Genomic DNA, 24229 nt, shown 5'->3' with positions numbered 1-24229 from the left:
TTACCAATAATATAGACCAAAAAATGAGAAAAAATGAAAATGATACCTGAATAATGAGAACAATCCAAGGCGGTAATCCATCATAAACCGGACGGTGCTAGAGACACCATCCGGTCTGAATGCTTGGACTGGCCTTGATGTAACAGCGTTGTTAACCGATTTTGTAACCATCCAAACAGGACAAATTTATGATTTTTACGCAATGTGCGAAAGGGTCCCCGCGGCCCTTTAGTTACCGATTATTATTCATTATGAAACTTGCTGTATTCTTGACGGTCTTATGTACGTTTCAGGCGATTGCCGAAACCAAGGCACAGAAGGTTACGTTGAACCTCCGGAACACCACGTTGAGGGACGTGATGAAGGAAATACAAAAACAGCAGGGCTATCTTTTTTTCTTCCGTGGAGACCAAATTGCTACCAAGCGCGTAAGCGTCGACCTGAAGCAGGTGGAGCTTTCAGATGCCATGAACAGGATTCTGGAAAACCAAGGGCTGGTTTGGTCGATTAAAAATAAGACGATCATTGTAAAACGTGGAACACCATCAGTGATCCCCGCCGAAGCAGATAGCCCCCCGATGCGCCAGCAGCGCACCATTACCGGTAGGGTGACCGACGAAACCGGGCAGCCCATTGAGGGAGTTACGGTCACGCTCAAGGGTACATCGATAGGGACTACCACAGACGCCGAGGGTAGGTACAACATAGCTGTCGCGGATGAGGCCGGTAGCCTGGTGTTTTCCATGGTGGGGTATGACGCGGCGGAACAGGCCATCGGTACTTCGCAAACGGTAAACGTTACCTTGACAACCGCCATGAGTGATTTGGAGGAAGTGGTGGTAGTAGGCTATGGGACACAGTCCGCACGGCAGGTTTCCAGCGCCATATCGAAAGTTGATGCAGAAGATTTCGCAGATCTGCCAGTGGCGCAATTTTCTCAGAAATTACAGGGTAAATTGGCCGGTGTTCAGATTGCACAGGCCACAGGGACTCCCGGCGGGGGAATGAATATCCGGGTCAGGGGAGCCGCATCAATTAACGCTGGAGCCTCGCCCTTGTATGTTGTTGATGGAAACCCCATTACCGGGGGAATTAGCAATATTAACCCCAATGAGATAGAAAGTATCAGTGTGCTGAAGGATGCGGCGGCAACGGCACTGTACGGGTCAAGAGCTGCTAACGGTGTCGTACTGATCGAGACGAAAAAAGCAAGACCGGGCGAAACAACCCTGGACTACAGCGGTTTCGCCGGGGTACAGCAGATCCCTAACCGCGGCAGGCCGGTCATGATGAATGCCCGGGAATTTGCGGAATGGAGAAAAGAAATGGCCGAATTCAGGGGGCAACCGGTTGATCCGGAATACCAGGATCCCAGCCAATATGGAGAAGGCACCAACTGGTACGATGCATTGACCCGTGTAGCCGGTATCCACGATCACAGCGTCACGTTGAGCACAGGCGGGGAGAAATTCAGCACGACCGCAACAGCAGGATATTTCAAGCAGGAAGGCGTAGTGGTTGCTTCTAAATATGACCGGGTTTCCCTCCGTATCAATTCATCTTTCCGCCCCCATGAAAAAGTGAATATTGGATTGAACATCGCACCAACCTATTCGAGAAATACCAATAGCGGTGTGGATGGCGTGGGCAGTGTCTTTAACGAAACGTTACAAACCTCCCCGCTGGCTCCCCTGAGGAATCCCGACGGGAGCCTTACGCTGACGGCATCCTCACCGGGAATGTTCCCTACGCCCAATTACGTAAGAACGTTAGAGGACAAGGTGGTGGATAATAAAAATACCCGGATTTTGGCGAACCTCTTTGTGGAATATGAGATCATCGAAGGGCTTTCGTTCAAAACTTCCGGAAATATTGATAAAGGGGAAAATCGAGACTTTAACTTTAACGGCACGACCACTGGCACCCGTGGCACCGGATTGTATACGATTCCGTTTTCTACTCTCAACCAAGGGGCGTATCTGTCATGGGTCAACGAAAATATCCTGAATTACCGGGCCGATCTGGGGGAAGATCATCACCTGGACGCATTGGCGGGTTTTACCGCCCAACGATTCCGGCAGGACGGCAGCACGATCAATGCGAACAATTATCCGGATGATAAGGTCCAGACCATTGGGGCAGCAGGAACCGTTGAGGCAACCAGCAGCATTCAGGAATGGAGTTTGGCCTCTTTCCTTGCCCGTATAAACTACAATTACAAAGGACGGTACCTGTTATCTGCTTCCATTCGTAGAGACGGTTCTTCCAGATTTGGAAAAGAAAACAGATGGGGGAATTTCCCATCCCTCTCTTTGGGATGGATTGTCTCGGATGAAGGGTTTATGGACGCGATGGAGTCCATATCCTTTTTAAAGCTCCGCGCAAGTTTCGGGGTGGTAGGTAACTTCGACATCGGGAATTATACCCATATTCCCACGATTTCTTCTGCAAACTATGTCTTCGGTAACCGCATTGGCGCGGGAAGAACAGTAGACAACCTGGCAGATCAATACATCGGATGGGAAAATAACAAGGAATATAACCTCGGTTTGGATATCAATTTCTTCAATGATCGGTTGGGATTGACCTATAACTTCTATCAAAAATACACCACCGATCTGCTATTTAACGTCCGGGTACCGAGAGCATCGGGATTTTCGAGTACCAATACCAATATAGGTGATCTGAAATTCTGGGGGCATGAAATTTCCATTTTTTCTTCCAATATCAAGCGGAAGGATTTCTCGTGGGACACCGATTTCAACCTTTCCTTCGATCGAAACCTGGTGACATCTATGGGTACGAGAACCTCCGAAATCATCACCGGCCCGGGAAGCGACCTGATAGGCGGTTCCCACATTACCAAAGAAGGGCAGCCAATCGGGATGTTGTATGGAATGGACCATCAAGGTGTGTATGTAAATCAGGCAGATTTTGACAGTTCACCGAAACATAGCAGCTCTCAGGTAGGCACTGCAAAGTTTAGAGACGTAAACGAAGACGGGGTGATTACCGTAGAAGATGCAACCATCATCGGTAATCCACACCCTGACTTCGTCTTTGGGATGACCAACCGGATCCAATACAAGGATTTTGATTTCTCCATGACGCTCTCCGGTACCTATGGAAACCAGATCCTTCGGGGTGCCGAGCAGACCCTGACCAACCTGGATGGGGTGTTTAACGTGCTGGCCAATGTAAAAGACCATTGGAGATCGCCAGAAGATCCGGGCAGCGGCCGTTATGGAAGTTTAGCCGCAGGAACCACCTATCTCGAGCGGGATTGGTGGGGCACCCAGATGCTGTATGATGGCAGTCATCTATCCATCAATAACGTGACGGTGGGATATAACATTCCGACAAACAAATCCAATTTCGTTAGAAGGTTTAGGGTATATGGGAGTGTGCAACAGCTGCATGTCTTTACCAATTACCCGGGTTCCAATCCACAGGTAAGTTTAAGCCAATCTTCTACCCAGCTGGGTATTGATGGCGGATCCTATCCGGTGCCAAGAACCTATACGTTGGGATTGAATATCGGATTCTAAAGCAGTCGTTTCTAAGTTAAAGGAGATCAGTAAAATGAAGATAAAAATAATAGTATTGGCAAGTGCGGTTTCACTCGGATTGACATCCTGTGAAAACTTCTTGGACATCGCCCCTCAAAATGCAGTAACCCCCGAGAATTTTTTCCAATCTGAATCGGACTTCCAGCAGGCGGTTGATGGGATATATGCGCCGTTACAAGGGCTTTATAACGATCAATCCAGCTGGGCGATGGGAGAAATGCGCTCGGATAACACCCACTATTTTTACAACGTGGACTATCGCCTTCCGTTTCCGGAAGAAGTTGCAGATTTCCTCAACGGCTCTGAGAACACGGTTACCCAGAATAAGTATTATAACAATTATGACATCATCAACCGGGCCAACCAAGTGCTGAACGTCATTGACGAAGCAACGCTGGAACCGGCTATCCAAAATAATTTGAAAGGGCAAGCCTTGTTTTTAAGAGCATTTTGCTATTTTGACCTGGTGAAGTATTTCGGAGGAGTACCCCTGCACCTGACGCCAGCTAAAGACCTCGAAACGGCCTCCTTGCCGAGGGCTTCTGCGGAGGAAATATATGCGCAGATCCAGTCTGACGCAACGGCTGCCGCAGAACTGTTGCCCAATAAAGCCGAACAGGAAGCGGGAAGGGCAACATCGGGTGCCGCGTTGACCCTGTTGGGGGATGTTTATCTGAATCTGAATGAATGGGATCAAGCCGAAGAAGTGTTGCGGCAGATAACCGGTTACGAATTATTAACGGACTATGCGGCCATTTATGACCCTGCCAACAAGAACCACATCGAATCGATTTTTGAAATACAATACCTGGAAGGAACGTCTCTGAATTTGCATAGCACGTTTCCCTATTTCTTTATCCCCCTGACACCGGACCATGCTCAATTGACTAAAGGCCCCAAAGGCTCCCAAAACGTTCCCGGATCGGGATGGAACATCCCCACGGAGGATTTGCTGGCCGCTTATGAGGATCAGGAAGCCGACCAACGATTTAGTGCTTCGATCGGATTTTATACAGGCGCGTCTCCAATATCGGATACCTCGTATGTGAATCTGCCTTATATTAAAAAGTATCAGCATAGCCATACTATTTTTGGTGAGAGCAATCAGAATTTTCCGGTATACCGCTATGCAGAGGTGCTCTTGATGCTGGCCGAGGCCCTTAATGAGCAAGACCAGACGGTAGAAGCACAGGAGTTGCTCAACCAGGTACGGAGAAGGGCGGGATTAGATGACGTAGAAATTTCAGATCAGACCAACCTGCGTGAAGCCATTTTAAAGGAACGTAGGATTGAGCTGGCGTTTGAAAATAAACGGTGGATTGATCTGGTCAGAACGGGCAATGCAATCGATGTGATGAATGCATATGGAGCCAAACTAAAATCAAACGGCGCTTATTATTACCTGAGCTCGTCGAGTTACAATGTGGATCAAAATGATCTGTTATTTCCGATTCCATTCCCGGAAATTCAGGTAAATCCGGATCTGACGCAAAATCCGGGATACTGAAAAATAATTGGTTTAAACTAGTATATATGATGTTCATTTTTTTCAATAATACGCATAATCGATGGGTTCGCACTTCCGTATTAGCTTCTTTGCTGTGTGGCATGACGACCACATTCCTGCAGGCCCAGGCCCAGCAGAACGAAAAGATAAAATTCACCCCGTATTTTGTTGCAGCCGAAAGTTTTGAGTCTGTCGGTGTAATCGATGTGAATAACGACGGCAAACCGGACCTCGTGTCAGGCGACTTTTATTACCTCAACGAAGGGGACGCCAAAACCATCTTCCGACAACGCGTCAGACTGGGCGATCAGCCTGCATTTGCTGAATACTTCGACGACTTTGCTACGATTCCCTTAGATGTAAACGAAGACGGACGCATGGATTTTGTGACCGGCGGCTGGTTCGGTGAGGCATTGCGCTGGCACGAGAATCCGGAAACGAACGCAGAATGGCCCGCCCACGAAATCGCGAAAGTGGGTAACGTGGAAACCGTGCGGGCATGGGACCTGGACGGTGATGGGGTGGTTGAGATTGTACCGAACACCCCCAATTCGCCCCTCCATTATTTTAAACTGGAAGGCCCCGGCAAATTTGTACGTTACGAAGTAGGGGATTATAAAAGCCACGGGCTTGGTTTCGGCGATATCAACGGTGATGGCAAAGGTGACTTCATCGTCAAGAATGGCTGGATAGAAAACAGGGGAGATAACCAGTGGGTATTTCATCAAGATTTTGACATGGGGCCGCATGCCAGCATCCCAATCATCGTGACCGACCTGAACGGAGACGGCAAAAACGACCTGATTGCCGGTACAGCCCATGACTACGGCATCTATTGGTATGAACAGCAGGTCGCCGATGGAAAGCGTTCATTCAAAAAACACCTGATCGATGACACCGCCTCCCAATACCATGAACTGGTTTGGACCGATATCACGGGCGATGGAAATCCGGAACTGATCACCGGCAAGCGCTATAGAGCGCACAACGACGGTGACCCGGGTGCACACGATGATGTTGGTTTGTATTACTTCACCTGGGACGGTAAATCGTTTACCAAGAATATCATTGCATATGGTCCTCCGGGTGTGGGTAAAGGTACCGGCATTTATATGCAGGTAGCCGATTTGAGAGGTACTGGAAGAAAAGACATTGTAGTAGCCGGGAAAGATGGCCTATGGGTGTTTTTCAACGAGGGGATTCAATAACCGGGCAGCACCAACCACCAATCGCAATCTTATTTCAGACTATAGCTAATCAAAACCCAAATGTTAAAGACAAAGTTATTTTTGCTTGCCAGTGGAATAATCGGTACGCTGTTGGCCGGCACATGCTTAGACCTTCCAGCCCAACGTTTGGGCGGTTACCCCTCACTGGAGTTCAATCAACATGAGCGGATCCTTTTTCTAGGAAGTTCGCTCTTTGAAAATGAATTGGAAAAAGGGTACCTCGAATTTGCAATTTCCAGCCGCTGGCCCGATAAGGAACTCGCTTTCCGGAACCTGGGCTGGGTTGGCGACAATGTATTTGCGGAAGCGCGGAGCACCTTTACAACGCCGCCGAGTCCCTATCAGCAACTGTTTCAGCAAATCAGGAGTACCAACCCCACCCACGTGCTGATTGCCTATGGCGGAGTCGAATCCCAAAAGGGAAAAGCGGGCCTCAGCGAGTTCACCAAAGGACTTGAAGTGATTATTGACTCAGTCGATGCCTTAGGAGCGCAAACGACCCTGCTGTCGACGATTCCGGTAAAACTTGCAGGCAGCGCGGAAAACACGGTAACCCAAAACGAAAACCTCAAGCTGTATGCAGACGCTATTGCGTCAATCGCATCGAAGCGCAAAAAAAGGTATGTGGACCTGTATACGCCCATTGCCGAAAACGCAAGCGATATCTATCTTGACAACGGGATTCATCTGAACGACGCGGGCTATTATTACCTAGCCCAGGTACTCGAACAATCTTTTGGATGGCCGCCCCGGGAATCAAAGGTAACCGTTAACGCGTCAAGATCTGCGGCTAGGATTGCCGGTCCTGGTAAAATCATTTCAGGCAGGGAAGATAAAATTGTTTTCAGCATGCAAGAACCCATTCTTCCGCTTCCTCCAACTGACTCGGGCAAACCTGATGCAAAGGCATCGGTGTCGGTTCAGGTCACCGGCCTCAAAAATGGATTTTACACCTTAACCGAGAACGGGAGACAGCTGGTTACGGCATCGGCGGCCGATTGGGCGAAAGGTATCGTATTGGACCACGGGATTTCGCAGGAACAGGCCGCTCAGGTCTGTGAATATATCGTTAAGAAGAATGAACTGTTCTTTCAGCAGTATCGCCCGTTGAACAGAACCTACATTCTGGGATTCCGGGCTTACGAACAGGGTAGGCACAAGCAAGGCCTGAAGGATATGGACATTATCATCACCTGGCTGGAGGGGCAAATTAACCTGCACCGCAAGCCAGTCGTTAAAACGTATGAGCTGAGCCCTTTAAAGGGATAATTATATGCTGAGAATAAGCAAAAAAATAGATAGATGAAATTGATACGTGTGTTATCGACTTTCCCGGGGCTGCTCGTTGTCCCGATGCTGATGCTGACTACTTGTTCGATCCGTCCGGATGAGCCCAAAGCGTATCCTGAAGATGATCCCAGAAATGAGCTGGAATCATTCCACATTGAAGAGGGCTTCGAGGTCACGTTGTTTGCTTCCGAACCGCTCGTGGCAAAGCCCATTCAAATGAACTGGGATGCCCAGGGGCGGCTATGGATAATCAGCAGTACTGCGTATCCGCTCTCTAAAACCGGAGAGGAAGCCAACGACAAAGTGTTCATTCTCGAAGACACCGATGGGGACGGTGTTGCAGACAAGTCAACCGTTTTTGCAGAAGGCCTTGTTCAACCCACCGGGGTCTTGCCTGGCGACGGAGGGGTTTATGTTGCGAATGCTACCGAGATCCTCCACCTTTCAGACACCGATGGCGACGGTAAGGCGGACACCCGAAAAAGAATATTAAGCGGTTTCGGAACGGGAGATACCCACCACCTCATTCATACGTTCCGGTGGGGGCCCGAAGGGAGACTGTACTTCAACCAATCGATTTACATCCATAGCCACGTGGAAACCCCCTGGGGGATCCGGCGCCTAGAGGGCGGCGGCGTATGGAAACTGGAGCCGCAAACACTCGAACTCGACGTTTATGCAAAAGGGCTCGTGAATCCCTGGGGACTGCGTTTTGATCAGTACGGGCAATCGTTTCTCACCGATGGCGCCGGTGAGGAGGGCATCAATTATGCATTCCCTGGCGCTACCTTCCTGGCATCGCCGGGTGCCGAAGAAATACTGCGTGGGCTGAATCCCGGACAACCAAAACATTCGGGGTTGGAGGTCGTCTCCGGGCGGCATTTACCTGAATCATGGGCCGGTAGTTTAATTACCAACGACTTCCGCGCCAACCGTGTCAATCGCTTCCAACTCGAGGAGCAGGGTAGTGGATATGTGTCTAAGCAAATGCCCGACTTACTCTGGACAGACCATGTGGCCTTCCGGCCGGTTGATATCTCCGTTGGTCCCGACGGCGCGATTTACGTCGCCGATTGGTATAACCCGATTATCCAGCATGGAGAGGTCGACTTCTACGATCCACGGCGCGACAGGGAACGGGGCCGGATTTGGCGTATAACAGCCAAAAAAAAATCACTGGTAAAGAAGCCGAAATTGATAGGTGCATCTGTTGAAAATCTTCTGGATGCATTGAAGGAGCCCGAGATGTGGACACGCGGGCAGGCCCGGCAGCTACTGAAGGAAAAAGGAGCCGAAGCGGTTGCTGCGCCATTGCAAAAATGGATTGACAAGCTTGACAACAAGCACGACGACTATGAACGCCTAAAACTCGAAGCCTTGTGGGTCTCTCAGGCCATCGATGCGTACAATGGCCCACTGTTAGAAAGTTTATTGCGTGCGCAAAGCCACGAAGTGCGGAGCGCAGCCCTACGGGCATTACAACTCTGGCATAAAAAAGCCGACAACCTGGATGCTGTCCTGCAGAAAGCAGTCAACGACACGCACCCACAGGTGCGCCTAGAGGCCGTGATTGCACTCAGGGTATTGAACAATGCGGCAGCTGCAAGAACCGCCCTTGATGTGTTGGGCCAGCCCATGGATGAGTTCCTTAACTTTGCGCTGTGGCAAACCTTAAGGCAACTTGAACCCGAGTGGCTTGCTAGTCTAAAAAACGACCCCGAATATTTCGGTAGTCCCGCAAAAACGACATACGCGCTGAAATCAGCAGCAAGTACAGATGCCATAGCTTTTTTAACACAGCTATATCAGAAGGGTGAGGTTCCCCAGCAATATCAGAAAGATGTACTGTCGGCAATAGCCAAACGTGGGAACGTCAACGACCTAAACATCGTCCTGGACGTGGCCATCGACAGGTTTTCTCAACAGCAGATTGATATTTCTGAAGAGCTCGCCGCTGTCGAAAATGCTGCGCGGACACGGCAAGTAGCCGCGAATCACCAACTCGGACGCCTTCAGGCTGTAATTAACGGTGCCGATGAAGCCTCTGCTGTCGCCGCGATGAAGGTAGCCGGAGCCCTGAAGGTCAGCGCGCTCGAACCTCAACTTAAAAAATTTGTGAGCCACACGAACCGCAGCTATGCAAAAACAGCAATGGAGGCGTTGGTAGCCATCAATCCCGGGACAGCAGAAGTAATCCTGAAGAACCTGGCTACGGATCGCAATCCACTGGATCTCCGGTTGATTGCTATTTCGCAACTGGCACATCTGAATGCGCCCGTAGCGGCTAAGATGGGAGTAGAGCTGCTGAATCAGCTGGACAAACCAGAACAGGCCCGAGGTGTATTCGATGCTTTTCTCGCCGACGGCGGACGGACGAATGCACTAGCCAACGTATTAATTAATACCCGCATTCCAAAAGAAGTGGCCGTAACTGCACGCCAACACCTGCAAAGTGCGATACCGGGAGACCGCCGGGAAGCGGATGACGTCAAATTACTGGTTAAAGGCCTGGAAGCCTCCGGCGGGGTATTGCCGGCCGAACGCATGCCGCAGGACCTCGATCCGAATCAAATCAAAGATCTCGCCTCTGAAGCTCAGAAAAGCGGCAACCCCGTGCAAGGCGAATTGATTTTCCGCAAACGAGAACTTGCCTGTATGTCGTGCCACGCAATCGGGGGGGCAGGCGGACTGATCGGTCCGGATCTAAGCAGCCTTGGGACAAGTTCTCCGGCTGAAACCATCATCAAATCCATTATGTATCCGACGGAATCCATCAAAGAGGGTTTTGAATTGCAACGGGTGGTCCGTACAGACGGCGGTGAACTGATGGGGTACCTCGTCGCTGATAAACCAGGTGAGATCATCGTAAGGGATGTGACCGGCAATGAAGTCGCTATCCCGAAAGACAATATAAAAACAAGGGAGAAAATACCGGGATCGCTCATGCCACCCGGCCTGACAGCGAGCTTGGATAAGCAAGCGTTTATTGATCTCGTAAATTTCCTCTCAAAATTGGGCAAGTCTGGGAGCTTTCGAGTACCCATGGAGCGGTTTGTGAGGCGGTGGCAAGCTGTGCCGGCCAATGATGAAGTGCGGAGTAGAATAATCAAAGGCGGTGTCGAGGTTGTTTCCAAAGATGATAACCTGGGCAGGGAAGCTCATTATAGCACGGCCTCGGGTGCGCTACCTATCAGCGAATTACCGATCGTCGAAATCGACGGCGAAAAGCGCCTTAGCTTCGTCAGGTTCCAGATTGAAGTGCTTACGCCGGGTGATGTTACGCTTAGTTTTAACGATGCAGGCGGTATTATGGGTTGGGCAGATACAAACACCGCAGCTATTCAGAATGGGGAGCTTACTGCTTCTTTTGTGCCGGGAACACGCGAGATTACACTTGCGATAGATCGGAATCTCCGTAAGGAAGGATCATTATTGGTACGTCTCGTCGATGGTGGCGCGCAAACAAGATTGGTCATGGGGAAGTAAGGAATTTTAGCTATTCTTTATCGGATTAGAGCGGCATACATCGTATGAAATTTATGTATACTTGTGAAGATAAGTCACTGCTTACAGAATACGTGGATACGAACTATGAACGAATTTTATTTACAGGCGTTTTTAAATATCATCGGCGTCAGCGCGGCCTCGGGAATCACCTATTCCAACGGTCTTATCCACCTGGTATCCGATAACGGTAACTACCTTTACGAATACCCTATGGCTACGGGTCAGCTGACCCGGCACCTGCTCAGAGACGGGACTCAGACCGAACAGGTCGCAAAGGCCCATAAAATGGATCTTGAAGCCATCGTCGAACGGGACGATGCGATGTATGTCTTCGGATCGGGCTCCACCCCTGCTCGAGAACTTGGATTTGCTGTTTGCAAAACCGACCAACGAATCGACACCTTACAGCTGCATAATTTATACGAAACCATGCGGTCGGTTGCCGGAATTGACGCTGATGATTTCAACATCGAAGGGGCAGTAGCCTATGGTGCGGATTGGCTGTTCTTGAACCGAGGGAATGGACCTGGCGGCCGCAACGTCCTATTTACCGTGCGCGGACCCAGCTTAACCGAAAATTTCCAGCTTTCAGTTGATGAGATCAGTCTACCCTTAATCGACGGACTGACCTTTGGCTTTTCGGATGCGACCGTTGCCGGAGACACCCTGTATTTCATTGCTACAGCGGAAGCAGGACAATCCACCTACCATGATGGCGAGGTCGGCGGTAGTCTATTCGGTGCAATCGATTTGGAAAGCCGGAAGATCGGGGCTACGCGGGTTATTTCCCGGTCGCAGAAATTCGAGGGGATTACCTCCTACCTTGCAGAATCTGGAAGTGTTTCGTTTTTACTCTGTGAAGACGATGACAGCGCCACCGATACGGCCACGATCTACCGGCTTGATGTGGAGCTCCCCCTAATCTAAATAATCCATAGTTTTGTATCCAACTCCAAAGCAAGGGCTACAAATGGTGGATCCTCAATTAAACGAAGCTCTAAATTCCAAAGGCGAATAGTTGGTCTTTGTCTTAAACAGTTTACTGAACGACTGCGAATGTTCAAAGCCTAATTCATAAGCAATTTCGCTTACCGTCAATTGGGTTGTGGATAGCTTCTCCTTTGCTTTTCCAATTAGCTTTTCGTGGATGTATCGCTGCGTATTTTGTCCGATGAGCGAGCGAAGCAAATCGCTTAAATAACCGGGCGATATATGCAATTGCTCCGAAATGAATTGCACTGTAGGTATACCCTGATGCAGAGGCTTCTCACTATTGAAGTAATCATCCAAAATAGTTTCTATTTTTTGAAGAATATCATCGTTCACCGCTTTACGCGTGATGAACTGGCGCTTATAAAACCGATTAACATAGCTGAGTAGCAACTCTATTTGGGCGATCACTACTTCCTGGCTAAATTCATCTACACGGCTGTTTAGCTCTTGTTCCATAATTCGGTAAACCGAAAGGATGGTTTCTTTTTCATTATCTGATAAATGCAACGCTTCGTTAACTGAATATGAAAAATAACCATATTGTTTGATCTTTTTTGCCAATGGATAACCCAATAAAAAATCCGGATGAATTAGCAGTATGTAAGCATAGGTGTTTTTATTATATTCCGTAGTTCCTACCAGCTGATTGGGAGCTAAAAATAACATACTACCTTCATTAAAATCGTAATAATCCTGCCCGTACTTCAATTTTCCGCTATTTTGAGTAATGAAAGTGATTTTGTAGAAATTCAGCACATCATAAATTGGAGCCATATCCGTATTGAATGGATTGTTTTCATTGAAATGCACAAGGCTTATCAACGGATGTTGTGGCTTAGGTAAGCCAAAAGCCTGATGACTTTCCGATATTGAAATAAACCGTATAAGTTTATCTTCTTTGTTCTTCATCTTATAAATTTATTAAAAAAACCTATGACGAGCGTAAAGTCATAGGTTTTTAAAACAGTTAAATTATTACCAGGGAATACTGTTACCCCCTTCGGAAAAATTAATAGGCCCTGTGAAACTTCCGGTAGGCATCTCTTCTGCCAATGCCACTCTTATCGGTTCAAGAGATCCTACTTCCACCGTATCGGTTCCCTGAAAATTGTTGAGTGCCGTAGCCGTAAATCCGGGACTAACCAAATGTACTTTGATGTTGGTATCCTCCAATTCTATAGCCAAGGACAGGAAAACACCATTTAATGCGGTTTTTGATGCACCATAAACCGCATCAAATGCGGAACGGTAAGGATTTTCAGGATTAGAATTGAGTGAAAGTGAACCTAATGCACTCGAAACAGTTACTATGCGTGCGGCAGGTGCATTTCGCAATAATGGCAGGAAGGCCTGCGTTATGGCAAGAGTGCCAAATACATTGGTATCCCAAACGGTTTTTATCTCGTTTATCGGTGCAATGCTGGCACGTTGGGCCGCCAGTATTTCTTCCAATGTCCGCCCCGCTTTCCCAGCGTGGGATACGGCTCCGTTATTGACCAGCAATGTAAGATATCCAAATTCACTTTCTATTTGCGTTACTGCTGCATTGATTGAACCGTTATCTGTGATATCCAATTGAAGGGCTTTTGCCTGCTTGCCGATTTCAGCGGCGGCAGTTTCACCTTTTTGTAGATCACGAGAACCTACATACACCGTGTAAGCATTATCTGCAAGGGCTTTTGCTATTTGAAAACCTACACCTGTATTGGCACCCGTCACAAGTGCTACTTTTCTTTCATTTGTCTGCATAATTTTGTCTTATCTAAATTTAATACAACAAAATTCCACATTCCCTATGCAATGCATGTAGCCAAATCAGGAACATTTGTAGTCGAATTGAGGTCGTGAACGGGAAACCTTGGTGGAGAAGCGGCTGACTAGTCTGAAAAAGAACAGGAAGAGGTGATCCCTTCCGATTTCATTACGGCTTCACCCGCTGGGATAATGATTTAACAGTCTCCATCTCTTGGTATTGCTGAAGCTTGGATTCAAATGCAGCTAAATCAGCGGCTGAAAAATCTTTTTGGTTTTTTAACGCTTCAATCGCTTTTTGTTGGGCCGCTATTGCTTTTGATTTATTGTTTGCTCGCCAATACCAATCGGCCATTTGGCTATAGTCTCCCGATACATCAATAATTTCAGGATAGGGATATTGATCTATTCCTTTTTGGCGAGCTTCTGCAGCTAGCTGATAAATTTCAGGGAGAAGATTTAATGTATCTGCGTACCTTTCGACATTAAAATAAATGGAAGAATAGGAAGGATCTTTAGTAGCAGTCAATATTTCCCTGCCGTATTCGTAGGCTTTTTTTTGATCTATTTTAAGCAGGGATGAAAAGGTATGAAAAGTAACGGAGAAGGCATATTTTAACTTTGGTTCATCCCTAACTATTTCCGCTATAACTAAGAGGGTTGAATCCGGCCTTTCAACATAACCCGGTTCAAACGCATCAGGTGGATACACTATACGGTATCTAGCATCTTTATCCAGTTCCTTTAGGCGTTGTTTTTCATTCCGTTGTGCTAAAGCTTCGCTTATATCCCAACGATTAGCCGCGATTTTTTGTAAAACCGTATGAAGATCTTTGGGATGTCCTATCCATGCCAGCCTTCCTTTCGCATCCACGACAAATGACCGGGGTATACCACTATCTTTCTCCCCGGAAGCAACGAGCCATTTATCAACCATCTGATTGTTATCGTCTATTGCCACATGGTAATCCATTTTGTTCCCCATGCTATCTACAAAGGCTCGGACTTTCTCTGCTGACGTGTTTTGCTTTTCATATACATCCATACCTATGATCGTCATTTTGCCTTGATATGTACGAGCCAACGCGGAGAGATGGGGCATAGCAGCCCTGCAGGGTTTACACCAGGTTGCCCAAAATTCAACCACATAAACTCGACCTTTTTCCATCTGCTGAATGGGGCTTCCTTTTATCCATTCCAGCACGTGCAAAGAAGGCGCTGGGTCACCTATATTTAATGAAGAATCTCGAGGATTTTGAGCATAGGTATGGACGGTTATCATGTATAAAAGGAATACTAATTGCTTTTTGGTTCCCATAATTAGTGATTTTTATGTCTACAACCTGTTTTCATTTTCTCTCGTTTCACAGAAGTAAATATAACTAAAAATACAGTTAATAAAAATCAAAATATAATCCAAGCGTCGGGAATCTGTCATGATGTGACGCCATTGCCGGAACTCACAAGTTCGGTATACATCCCGCCCCAAAGCAAATTCCTGTTGAGTATCCATTAACCTCTCGGTTTGCGTACCTGGGTATTCAGTTCATCGAGTGAGGGGCAGAAGAGCATTGTTATATAATATACTTTTATGGATCACCAAAAATGCATCGTGATTCGCCTGGCTTCCAAAACGTCGCCAACTGCCTCCTACATATCCGTAGACATGCAATGTTGGATGAATTTCGCTCCAATTTGCAGAAATCCCCGTTTGATAAAGTCTCGTTGTCTAGGGAATACTCCCTTGTCGTAATTATCCGGGAGTTCAAGCAACCATCGGGGGCCGACGGCGCGGAATTTCCTGAAACAATTGTTTGTTTGCCTCGTCGTATTGCAGCTTATCATCCTTTAACATGCAGGGTAGAGCTTTGAAGGAAAGAGTAGCGAAGAGAGGCGGGGGATAAATTTAAAATCCTGTGATGGGCAATTGGTTTCGGTTAGATTTGGTGTCCTTTTCGTCTTTTGAATAGGCATTTTCTTTTCCACTACTATATCGAACTTCTTCGCGAAGTCCATCAGAGCTTCCATTGTTTATTGTTCTTGAATTTCAACGTTACCTCTTGCATGGCAGTGATACTTGCTTTACTTACAACAGTAAGAACTAGGCAGCCAAGTACCACATTGCATTTCATTTCCGGTTTCCCCTATATTTCTTTGCCCAAACTGTTTGCAAAGGCAGTGGTTCACCGGCGGCCAAAATCTCGTCTATGGAATAAGATTTGTATCTGGGGAGATTAGGTAGGGCGCCGCTTGTCGTTGTTATTTTCTTTCCCATGCCGAAGTCCTTTACAGTCGGCTGCTCTGGGCCGGAAGCTGGCGAAGTCGCTGGGGCTACTGAACGACAAAGGGTTCCCGGTCTATGAGGAACCCCAGCCTGCGGCCTGGCGCAAACGGGAAACCTTGGTGGAGAAGCGGCTGGCAAGTCTTAAAACGAACAACTGAAACTTAAAGTGATTACTTTTCAAACACAGGGTAAAAGTATCAAAAAGTGCAAATAATGAATTGTTTTTGTCATTTTTATTGCCCCCAATGAGGCTCATATTTGTAAGCATAACCAATTAGAACGCATTTATGAATACCACACTAAGTAGCGAGCAATCAATTTCTATCGAACCAACGGATACGTCAGCATTGAAGATTTCTTGAATGAAGCTGAATGGGAATATTGGTGGCAGGCGGCCATCCAAGCCATATGTAAAGACACTCCAAATCGGAGATATGTTGGATAACGACGGACAAATGCCGTTGATCTATAAATCACGATGAATATCGGCCGACACAGTCGCTGGCCGAATATGAAGTGAACCTTTGGATGAATAAAACATGGTAATAGGAAACGTGATAAAAACGGGGATTTGCATTGTCGCTTCGATGGCTAGTTTCCAAGGCGGCTCAGCACAAACAAATACGTACAATCCGGACGTATTTTTTCCGGTTGAGCAAGGGATTGCACCCTACCTACCGGTACATGGCGGCCACTTTTCAGGCAAGACGGTGGGCGATTCGCCAGATCCGTTAGTGTCTTACGTTTGGGAACAGGAGACAGATGATTTACAGATTTATTGCCTGAAGGCTACAGACGTTGTGACCGACCATCCCGGTAGTTTTGAAAATCTCGCTTCGGTAATGGGTGATGACGGTAATATATTGGTCAATGGGGAGGGGACGTTGTGTTTCGACTTTGGTGTGGAGAGCGCGGCTTGGTTGGAATTCGAAAGCCCCGACCTGAGCGGGGAGGTGCTCATGAGCATCAGCGAATACAATCAGCCAGCCATCGTCAACTCAGGCCCCCAATCTCCTCATAAGACCGCGAAGCCGGTTAAATACGGGAACACCTACCGGTTGGAACTGAATGCCGAACTCTACGAGGGGATTAGGTTCGGATGGATACATGTTACCAAATTTGACAAACCCTGGCACATCACCAATGTCCGTTTGGTTTGCCAGACCAAGCCGGTCAACTACCGGGGGCATTTCGAAAGCTCGAATACGTTGCTCAATCGGATGTGGTATACCGGTGCTTATGGCGTCAAGTTGAACTTGCTGAAAGATCACATCGGTGCCATCCTGATGGATCGGGGCGATAGGCATTCATGGACCGGCGATGCCTACATTTCACAGGGAGTGAGCATGGTGGCATTTGGCAACTATGAAATGGTCAGGCACAACCTTCAACGGACCTCTGCCGATGACAATTCGATCGAAAGTTATGCATTGCTGTGGATCCACAGTCTGCTCGACTATTATTACTACTCCGGCGATGAAGACTTTGTCCGTTCGCACCTCGGCACCATAAAGCGGAAGATAGCACACGCGGCCGAAGTGTGCGATTCGGAGACTAATCTGGGATTTTACGGCTGGGATGAACGCATCGGCGCTGGATTTGAAGACCCAAACATCCCCGAAAACCGACACGCCTACCGGCTATTGTATGCACATACCTGTGCGGCGCTTTCGCGGGCCCTGGTCGACCTAGGAGAGGAACACTTGAGCAACGCCTTCCGTCGGTTGGCCGATGGTCAGCTGAAGATGATCAGAGGCAATACCTCTTGGTTACAGGCAATTGGGTTGCACGCCGCTGCCGAAGCGATCAACGGCGGGTACCTCACCGATTCGGAAGCATCAGCATTGGCCAACGTTCATTTTCGCCAGGCCACGAACACCGTTTCTTTTTCGCCGTTTAACCAATATTTTATTATCAAGGCAATGGCATCGATGGGTATGCACCGGGAAGCGTTGGAAACAATAGACCGGGTATGGGGTGGCCAGCTCCATCTCGGCGCAACGACATTTTGGGAGTGCTTCCGGCCCGAGTGGAGTAATTTCCTGAATCCCAATGACCCTGTTCCCAATGGGCAACATGGCTATACCAGCCTGTGCCACCCGTGGAGCAGTGGCGTTACGAAATGGCTCTCTGAGGAAATATTGGGTATCAAACCAATTGCACCCGGGTTTAAGCGCTTTCAGGTCAGACCTCATCTCTCTGAAGCGATTGGCGCCGTTCAGGGCGAAATGCCTACCCCGCTGGGCACCATCGTTTTCTCCATTGACGTGGATAGAAAAATCGCTCTTTTGCAGGCCCCCGCCGGCACCGTGGCGCATGTGGCCATACCGAAAATGGGAAGAAAAGTACATAGCGTGTCAGTAAATGGCAAACTCATATATCCCGCAGATGGCACAGCGGACGACGCGTTTGTATACCTCCCTGACCTTCCGGGGGGAGACTATCGCATCACGATGGAATACGGGGAACACCGTACCGATCGCTCTCCCATTGCGCCAAAGGCAGACGCGGAAAATACGATAAGGCTGATTGCTACAGACAGCGTGACGACCGAGTGGCGGGAGCGATACGGAGCAGCAGGTTATTTGCTTTTCGATAACCGTGGCGATGGGGTAGATCAACGTATGTTGCCGGAATATATCGAAAAAATAGCCTGGAAAACAGCTGGGACAGGGACACCGCGTTTGGGCGACTGGTTATCAACCGACGGTCAGTTTACCACTGTGCTGGCCACGCAAAACCCTCAGGCTTGCCATCAGACATTTTACGTCGATATCTTAGCCAAACCGGAAAAAGCCTACCAATTTACTTTGCGGATGGCCGAGCTGGGAATCAAGGGGAAATTTACGGTCGACCTATTCGATTATAACTCGAAGAACCTTATCCACCCAACAATTTGCGTAGCTACTTTTGGCAAAAGCAACTATTATACATTCAAAACCACCGGATCGGTGAGAATCCGTATCAGCCACCTGGAAGGTGAAGATGCGGCGTTATCCGGTATATTTTTTCAGTGATGACAGCAATAGGAGGGGCGACGGATTCCTGCTCCGAATTCTGCTGGAACTGAAGTCATTGGTGCGATTTTAGCGTTAAAATGGTGGGACTGGGATATTAAAAAGATCACGGAAAACCTGGAATTTCATACCAGCAAAACATTCTGATTTCCCGTCATGTCCTCACCATTCCTACGGTTACCTTTGGTAACCGGTTATACCACCGCCCAGCAAAAGGATGCAACGGTGTATATCACTAAATCAAGGGAGAAGTACCATAAGGCTGGGTGCCAGTATTTAAGCAAAAGTCAGATTAAGACTACGAAGAAAGACGCTGTCAAAAATGAGTATTGGGGGCTCTTGGGCTTGTCCTTCCACGATCATTCCCATTCTCCCATTTGCAACTTATAGTCTATTTGACTAAATTTGTAACTATCAATAATTTTCAGGCATGAAGACGACGATAAATGCACCTTCTGTAAACGCCGTAATCCGGCTATTTAATCAGCTTGGCAAGACCGATCGGATAAAAGTTGCTGAACGTATCGGAAAGCAGACATTTGCCGACCGGTGGGATGTTATGGACGCCATCCTGCCCGATGAGCCACTTTCTGAAGCGGATATTATGAAAGAAGTGAGCGCTGTCCGATATGGCCAGAAGTCATAGGAAAGTGCTTGTCATTGATACCAACTGGTACATCAGCGCCACGATCAACCGAGCCTCTCGACGTACACTTTATGACCTTCTTTCCAATCCTATTTACACAATCCTTTGCTGCGATGAATTGATAGAAGAGTATAAGGCTGTTATACTGAGGGATAAATTTAAAAAATACATCAGATTGCAACAAGCAAAACGCTTTATCGAATTGATTGTCCCTATCTTTTCCTTTGTAAAGATAAAAAGCGATGTGAGAGCAAGTAGAGATCGCAATGATAACTATTTGCTCTCGTTAAGTAAAGATGGTGCTGCGGACTACCTTATTACCGGCGATCCAGACTTACTCGTACTAAAGCAGTACGGTCAAACTATGATCCTTACCATGAAAGAGTTTTTGGAGATATCTCAGATAGATTGATGCCTAGCCTAATAAGCCTAAGAGACACATTTAATGAATCGATAACATCATATAGAACGTATCTTTTACCTTTTCCTCGTCTTCGGGTTCCTGCTGCCTGCGGCTTCGAATGTGCAAGGTAGGGAAGTGGCTGATGCTCAAGAAATCAACAATTGGGTTCAATTATTCAAGGTTATTATGTTTGTAGACTCTCTTTTATCAAAGCGGCTAGCTTATTTTAAGCTGATATTCATTGTTTCATTTTTCACTGTTTCATGCGGCCAGCAACATCGTGGTGAATACATCGGTGGCATGTGGACGGCTGAAGATTCCGTAGATGGTGTTTACTGCAGGTACGTGTTGCAGCTCGATACCTTAAAGGGCGGAGGTCTTACGGTTGCGGCCGATGCAATCTATCTCATGATGATGGATAGGCTGCGGTTTGATACGGCTTCCGTCAATCGCGACTCGCTTTTCCTTTGGGGTCACGATTCCACGATAAAGGACTCTTTTAGGGGAAAGAGGGAAGGAGATAGCATCGTCGGTGAATTCACTCGAAACGGCCAACAACAACGGCTCACGTTCCGCAGGTTCGACCTCAAGGCCCACCGACCCCAAACGCCAACCCGCCCTTTTCCTTATGTCGAAGAAGAAGTCCGTTTCGCCAACCGTGACAGCTCGGTCGTATTTGACGGCACATTTACCTATCCGGAAAGGGTAGGTCAATATCCCGCCGTACTAATCATTTCGGGGTCCGGTCCGCAGGACCGTGACGGGAATTTGTTTTTCCATGACCCCTATTTGGTCATCGCCGATTACCTCACGCGGCAGGGCATCGCCGTCCTCAGGCTAGACGACCATAGGGTGGGCAAGACCGTGGTGGCCCCCGGAGCCAACGTCGATTACGTAGCCGATGCGGTGCGCGCCATCGAATTCCTGAAAAGCCATGAAAACGTGGCCGACCATAAAGTCGGAATCATTGGGCACAGCCAAGGCGGATTGGTAGCGATGGATGTCGCGGCGGCTGTCCCCGATCTGGCAACCGTGGTGACGTTTGGTTCGCCCATTTCGCTTACAGGAATAGATTTCTTCACGCTCGCCATAAGCAACAATGCGGAGTTTGCTTGGCCGGATTTGTCACCGGTAACCAGGGAGAAGGCGATTGGCTTATTTAACGAAGTCTTCCGTATTCTGAAGGAGGCCCCGTCCAAAAGGAAGGCTGCAGACCTAATGCTGAAAACGGCTATGCGTTGGTCGATGGATAACCGCGACAACAAGGAGGCCCTGGCTGCATTCCGACTCACACGCGACGATGCAGGGAACGAAAAAGCCATCGGGAAAATGCTGACGGAAAGATTTACGAAATTTCTTTCCGATGATCGCTATTACATCTTGTCATACGACCCCGGTGCGGTGTTTCCCAAAATCAAGTGCCCCGTGTTGGCTGTTTATGGCGAACACGACAACCGCATCAGCTTTCCGGCCGAGCAAGAACGGTTGGATGTCCTCGCCAGCCGAACCGGATTGGAGCTGGAGGCCCAACATTTCGCTCGCATAAACCATTTCTTTCAGACAACAGCATCCAAGCGAGCGGATGATGCCGAGGTGTTTGGGTTGGATGAGACGGTATCACCCGAGGTCTTGGAGCTATTGAGACGGTGGCTGACCGAACAATTCAATGCAGACTAACCTAATGGCGTCTCAATCAATTCATTTCATTCCTGTTTATTTCACCCCATACGCCTCCTACGGCTCACCGCAGCTTGGGCCCTTGAACTAAGGCAATTGCATAAAACTTGCACCGATCACTTTCAATCCATCGTCAAAGCGTTTCCAAACTCTAAAATAACGGAATTTTCCCGCTAATGGCGCTCCCATCACTTTTCCTTTCGCTGTCATGGTTACGATTGAGAGGGCTGTGTCACCCGTGATTTTAATCTCGTTAATTGCTGTTGATGCGTCCTCAATAACCATTGTTTTCGCTTTATGCGAGTCCAGATCCATTTCTTTGGTTACAACCTGCCCAGTAGGACCAATTGCGATCAGGTCATCGTGCAACAGTTTATCGAGCATGTCGACATCACTTACAAGCTGAGCCGAAAAAAGCCTATTTTCCACTTCCACTATGTCTTCCCTGTTAATTTTTGTTTTGTCCATACTAATCAGTTTCCAAATCTATATTTTCTTCACAACCGGCAGATGTCTTCTCCATGACGTTGTTAGCTTTATGGCTATATTGTTTGCTAACGAATGTCGTCAATGTAAATTTATCAAACAACCCTTTTATCCAAATCCACTGCCTTCTGTCTTCCGGTAATGCCTTAGGAGCAGCCATGAAAAATTTTCAAAACCGGCTAATTAATTTGTTTTAGGCACTTGTAATAGTGAAAACCATGTTATAATTTGCATGACACAGCAACCCTTATAAGCCAATAGGTCGGAGAAAAAAATCAACACGCTCAACATAAAGTTTGATCAAAGGTGTAACTTTACGGTTTAAGCGAAGTGCAACTAACTCATTTCATTAAACCTGATTAACTCTATGGAAAGAAGGGAATTTATCCGCAAAGGTATGATTGGCGCCACCGGTGCGGCATTGACAACGACTGGCATGAGTGCAAAATCCTACGCCTCAATTCTTGGATCCAACGAACGGGTCAACGTGGCCGTCATAGGCATACGCGGAATGGGCCAAAACCACATCGAGGGTTACTCAAAGCTCAAAAACGCGCGGGTGACCGCGCTATGCGACATCGATCAGAATTTTTTTGAACCCCGAATAAAAAAACATTTTGTAGACAAGGGACTGGAAAAGCCAAAGACATATACCGATTTGCGCGTCTTGTATGAAAATAAAGAGGTCGATGCCGTTTCCGTCGTGACACCGAATCATTGGCATGCGTTGGCCGCGATATGGGCGATCCAAGCGGGCAAGCATGTTTCTGTCGAAAAGCCGTGTTGCCATAATATTTACGAAGGCCGTAAGTTAGTGGAAGCCGCAGAAAAGTACTCGGTCATCGTACAGGATGGGGCCGAGCAACGGAGCAACCCCTGTGCGGAAAGCATGGCTGATTTTTTGCATGGCGGGAAGCTTGGTGAAGTGTATATGGCCAAAGGCATTTGCTATAAACGGCGCAATACCATCGGGCGCACGCCAGACGAACCGATCCCTCCAGGCGTAGATTATAACCTGTGGTTGGGCCCGGCGCCGGAGCGCCCGTTTTCGAAAAACCGCTTCCACTATAACTGGCATTGGAACTGGGATTATGGAAACGGCGATATCGGCAACCAGGGGGTTCATGAGATCGATATTGCCCGGTGGGGGCTTAATGTTACGTTGCCTACTAGGATCAGCTCAATTGGCGGCCATTTCATGTTTGACGATGACCAGCAAACACCCAATACGCAACTCACTGTCTTTGAATTCCCAAACGCCCAGGGTGGGGGCGACGGGAAAAAGCTCCTGCAATTTGAGGTCCGTCATTGGCTTTCAAATTCCGAAGGAATCGGCGGGGAAAACCCGAATGACAACACGTATATGGTGAGTTCGGATAATGAGGTAGGCAACTTGTTTTTTGGATCAAAAGGCTACATGACTAAAAACCTCAATCAATGGCAAACATTTATGGGCGATAAGATGGAGCCAGGGGAAAACGGAAAGGGTTTCGGTAACCACTACGCAAATTTTATCGATGCAATCCGGTATAACGACCAGAAATTGGCAAAAGGAGACATTAAGGAAGGATTTTATTCCTGTGCGCTCATCCATCTTGGCAATATTGCGTATCGCGTGGGGCGAACACTGGATTTCGATCCCGTGGCCATGAAATTCATCAACGATCCGGAAGCCGATGCGTTGCTGTCCCGCGAATACCGGTCACCTTTTATCGTTCCGGATGTGGTGTGAAAGCGGTCGTTTTAGCAAGCCACATGTCCAACTTCAAAATCCCGAAAGATAAGTGAATGTCAGGTTATTGGCCTATTGGATGTTCCTGTCAAGTTTAAACTCACTTCGATGTCTTTATTGAAATAGATTTATTATTT

Annotated in this window: 17 protein-coding genes and 1 pseudogene; 11 read left to right on the top strand and 7 right to left on the bottom strand. The window is 47.8% G+C overall.

What is annotated here, in order from left to right:
• Positions 1–251 precede the first annotated feature (251 nt).
• The 6 genes from ACMGDE_RS16090 to ACMGDE_RS16065 all read left to right on the top strand — a co-directional run bounded on the left by ACMGDE_RS16090 (position 252) and on the right by ACMGDE_RS16065 (position 12029).
• A complete protein-coding gene (locus ACMGDE_RS16090) occupies positions 252–3548 on the top strand; it encodes a SusC/RagA family TonB-linked outer membrane protein (RefSeq protein ID WP_436833846.1) in 3297 nt (1098 codons plus the stop codon).
• 34 nt (positions 3549–3582) lie between these two features.
• A complete protein-coding gene (locus ACMGDE_RS16085; RefSeq protein WP_436833845.1) occupies positions 3583–5076 on the top strand; it encodes a RagB/SusD family nutrient uptake outer membrane protein in 1494 nt (497 codons plus the stop codon).
• 26 nt (positions 5077–5102) lie between these two features.
• On the top strand, positions 5103–6284 hold the full coding sequence (locus ACMGDE_RS16080) for an FG-GAP repeat domain-containing protein (RefSeq protein ID WP_436833844.1): 1182 nt from the start codon (positions 5103–5105) through the stop codon (positions 6282–6284).
• Between the two features lie 60 nt (positions 6285–6344).
• Positions 6345–7574, top strand: a complete 1230-nt coding sequence (locus ACMGDE_RS16075; protein ID WP_436833843.1) for a GDSL-type esterase/lipase family protein — start codon at positions 6345–6347, stop codon at positions 7572–7574.
• Positions 7575–7607: 33 nt separating this feature from the next.
• Complete coding sequence (locus ACMGDE_RS16070) at positions 7608–11081, top strand: PVC-type heme-binding CxxCH protein (RefSeq protein ID WP_436833842.1); 3474 nt, start codon at positions 7608–7610, stop codon at positions 11079–11081.
• A 105-nt stretch (positions 11082–11186) separates the two neighbouring features.
• Positions 11187–12029, top strand: a complete 843-nt coding sequence (locus tag ACMGDE_RS16065; protein WP_436833841.1) for a DUF6929 family protein — start codon at positions 11187–11189, stop codon at positions 12027–12029.
• A gap of 54 nt (positions 12030–12083) precedes the next feature.
• Here the strand turns inward: ACMGDE_RS16065 and ACMGDE_RS16060 are convergent, their stop codons facing one another.
• The 4 genes and pseudogenes from ACMGDE_RS16060 to ACMGDE_RS16045 all read right to left on the bottom strand — a co-directional run.
• The gene (locus tag ACMGDE_RS16060; RefSeq protein ID WP_436833840.1) at positions 12084–13004 is read right to left on the bottom strand and encodes a helix-turn-helix domain-containing protein; all 921 of its coding nucleotides are present in this window, start codon (positions 13002–13004) and stop codon (positions 12084–12086) included.
• Between the two features lie 66 nt (positions 13005–13070).
• Complete coding sequence (locus ACMGDE_RS16055) at positions 13071–13844, bottom strand: SDR family NAD(P)-dependent oxidoreductase (RefSeq protein ID WP_436833839.1); 774 nt, start codon at positions 13842–13844, stop codon at positions 13071–13073.
• A gap of 172 nt (positions 13845–14016) precedes the next feature.
• Positions 14017–15165, bottom strand: a complete 1149-nt coding sequence (locus tag ACMGDE_RS16050) for a TlpA family protein disulfide reductase (RefSeq protein ID WP_436833838.1) — start codon at positions 15163–15165, stop codon at positions 14017–14019.
• Positions 15166–15393: 228 nt separating this feature from the next.
• Positions 15394–15561, bottom strand: a pseudogene (locus ACMGDE_RS16045) (hypothetical protein); the annotation flags it as partial.
• A 1157-nt stretch (positions 15562–16718) separates the two neighbouring features.
• Here ACMGDE_RS16045 and ACMGDE_RS16040 point away from each other — a divergent pair.
• The 3 genes from ACMGDE_RS16040 (at position 16719) to ACMGDE_RS16030 (ending at position 20206) form a co-directional block, all read left to right on the top strand.
• Positions 16719–19148 (top strand): alpha-L-rhamnosidase C-terminal domain-containing protein, encoded by a 2430-nt coding sequence (locus ACMGDE_RS16040; RefSeq protein WP_436833837.1) that lies wholly within the window; start codon positions 16719–16721, stop codon positions 19146–19148.
• A 430-nt stretch (positions 19149–19578) separates the two neighbouring features.
• Positions 19579–19794, top strand: a complete 216-nt coding sequence (locus ACMGDE_RS16035; RefSeq protein WP_436833836.1) for a hypothetical protein — start codon at positions 19579–19581, stop codon at positions 19792–19794.
• Positions 19778–20206 carry a putative toxin-antitoxin system toxin component, PIN family gene (locus tag ACMGDE_RS16030; RefSeq protein ID WP_436833835.1) on the top strand — a complete coding sequence of 143 codons (429 nt, stop codon included), beginning with the start codon at positions 19778–19780 and terminating at the stop codon, positions 20204–20206. Before ACMGDE_RS16035 ends, ACMGDE_RS16030 begins: the two co-directional genes overlap by 17 nt.
• Positions 20207–20236: 30 nt before the next feature.
• Here ACMGDE_RS16030 and ACMGDE_RS16025 read toward each other — a convergent pair whose 3' ends face one another.
• Positions 20237–20368: a hypothetical protein gene (locus ACMGDE_RS16025; RefSeq protein ID WP_436833834.1), complete on the bottom strand. Its 132-nt coding sequence runs from the start codon at positions 20366–20368 to the stop codon at positions 20237–20239.
• Between the two features lie 129 nt (positions 20369–20497).
• Here ACMGDE_RS16025 and ACMGDE_RS16020 point away from each other — a divergent pair, with 129 nt between their 5' ends.
• The gene (locus tag ACMGDE_RS16020; protein WP_436833833.1) at positions 20498–21874 is read left to right on the top strand and encodes an alpha/beta fold hydrolase; all 1377 of its coding nucleotides are present in this window, start codon (positions 20498–20500) and stop codon (positions 21872–21874) included.
• Positions 21875–21961: 87 nt separating this feature from the next.
• Here the strand turns inward: ACMGDE_RS16020 and ACMGDE_RS16015 are convergent, their stop codons facing one another.
• Together ACMGDE_RS16015 and ACMGDE_RS16010 are read right to left on the bottom strand one after the other, a co-directional pair.
• Positions 21962–22342, bottom strand: a complete 381-nt coding sequence (locus ACMGDE_RS16015; RefSeq protein WP_436833832.1) for a nuclear transport factor 2 family protein — start codon at positions 22340–22342, stop codon at positions 21962–21964.
• Between the two features lies 1 nt (position 22343).
• Positions 22344–22520 carry a hypothetical protein gene (locus tag ACMGDE_RS16010; RefSeq protein WP_436833831.1) on the bottom strand — a complete coding sequence of 59 codons (177 nt, stop codon included), beginning with the start codon at positions 22518–22520 and terminating at the stop codon, positions 22344–22346.
• Positions 22521–22727: 207 nt separating this feature from the next.
• Between ACMGDE_RS16010 and ACMGDE_RS16005 the strand changes: the two genes are divergently transcribed.
• The gene (locus ACMGDE_RS16005; RefSeq protein ID WP_436833830.1) at positions 22728–24092 is read left to right on the top strand and encodes a Gfo/Idh/MocA family protein; all 1365 of its coding nucleotides are present in this window, start codon (positions 22728–22730) and stop codon (positions 24090–24092) included.
• The last annotated feature ends 137 nt before the right edge of the window (positions 24093–24229 follow it).

This window comes from Parapedobacter brassicae (assembly GCF_051400755.1).
In the GTDB taxonomy this organism is placed as follows: domain Bacteria; phylum Bacteroidota; class Bacteroidia; order Sphingobacteriales; family Sphingobacteriaceae; genus Parapedobacter.
The sequence above is the reverse complement of the archived record's forward strand: the minus strand, read 5'-3'. Positions and strand labels throughout refer to the sequence as shown.

Bases quoted from the DNA above. Each gene is read 5' to 3' on its own strand.
- ACMGDE_RS16035 (WP_436833836.1), top strand. From the start codon at position 19,579: ATGAAGACGACGATAAATGCACCTTCTGTAAACGCCGTAATCCGGCTA.
- ACMGDE_RS16010 (WP_436833831.1), bottom strand. From the start codon at position 22,520: ATGGCTGCTCCTAAGGCATTACCGGAAGACAGAAGGCAGTGGATTTGG.
- ACMGDE_RS16080 (WP_436833844.1), top strand. From the start codon at position 5,103: ATGATGTTCATTTTTTTCAATAATACGCATAATCGATGGGTTCGCACT.
- ACMGDE_RS16055 (WP_436833839.1), bottom strand. From the start codon at position 13,844: ATGCAGACAAATGAAAGAAAAGTAGCACTTGTGACGGGTGCCAATACA.
- ACMGDE_RS16085 (WP_436833845.1), top strand. From the start codon at position 3,583: ATGAAGATAAAAATAATAGTATTGGCAAGTGCGGTTTCACTCGGATTG.
- ACMGDE_RS16040 (WP_436833837.1), top strand. From the start codon at position 16,719: ATGGCTAGTTTCCAAGGCGGCTCAGCACAAACAAATACGTACAATCCG.
- ACMGDE_RS16060 (WP_436833840.1), bottom strand. From the start codon at position 13,004: ATGAAGAACAAAGAAGATAAACTTATACGGTTTATTTCAATATCGGAA.
- ACMGDE_RS16015 (WP_436833832.1), bottom strand. From the start codon at position 22,342: ATGGACAAAACAAAAATTAACAGGGAAGACATAGTGGAAGTGGAAAAT.
- ACMGDE_RS16065 (WP_436833841.1), top strand. From the start codon at position 11,187: ATGAACGAATTTTATTTACAGGCGTTTTTAAATATCATCGGCGTCAGC.
- ACMGDE_RS16070 (WP_436833842.1), top strand. From the start codon at position 7,608: ATGAAATTGATACGTGTGTTATCGACTTTCCCGGGGCTGCTCGTTGTC.
- ACMGDE_RS16075 (WP_436833843.1), top strand. From the start codon at position 6,345: ATGTTAAAGACAAAGTTATTTTTGCTTGCCAGTGGAATAATCGGTACG.
- ACMGDE_RS16020 (WP_436833833.1), top strand. From the start codon at position 20,498: ATGTGGACGGCTGAAGATTCCGTAGATGGTGTTTACTGCAGGTACGTG.
- ACMGDE_RS16030 (WP_436833835.1), top strand. From the start codon at position 19,778: ATGGCCAGAAGTCATAGGAAAGTGCTTGTCATTGATACCAACTGGTAC.
- ACMGDE_RS16050 (WP_436833838.1), bottom strand. From the start codon at position 15,165: ATGGGAACCAAAAAGCAATTAGTATTCCTTTTATACATGATAACCGTC.
- ACMGDE_RS16005 (WP_436833830.1), top strand. From the start codon at position 22,728: ATGGAAAGAAGGGAATTTATCCGCAAAGGTATGATTGGCGCCACCGGT.
- ACMGDE_RS16090 (WP_436833846.1), top strand. From the start codon at position 252: ATGAAACTTGCTGTATTCTTGACGGTCTTATGTACGTTTCAGGCGATT.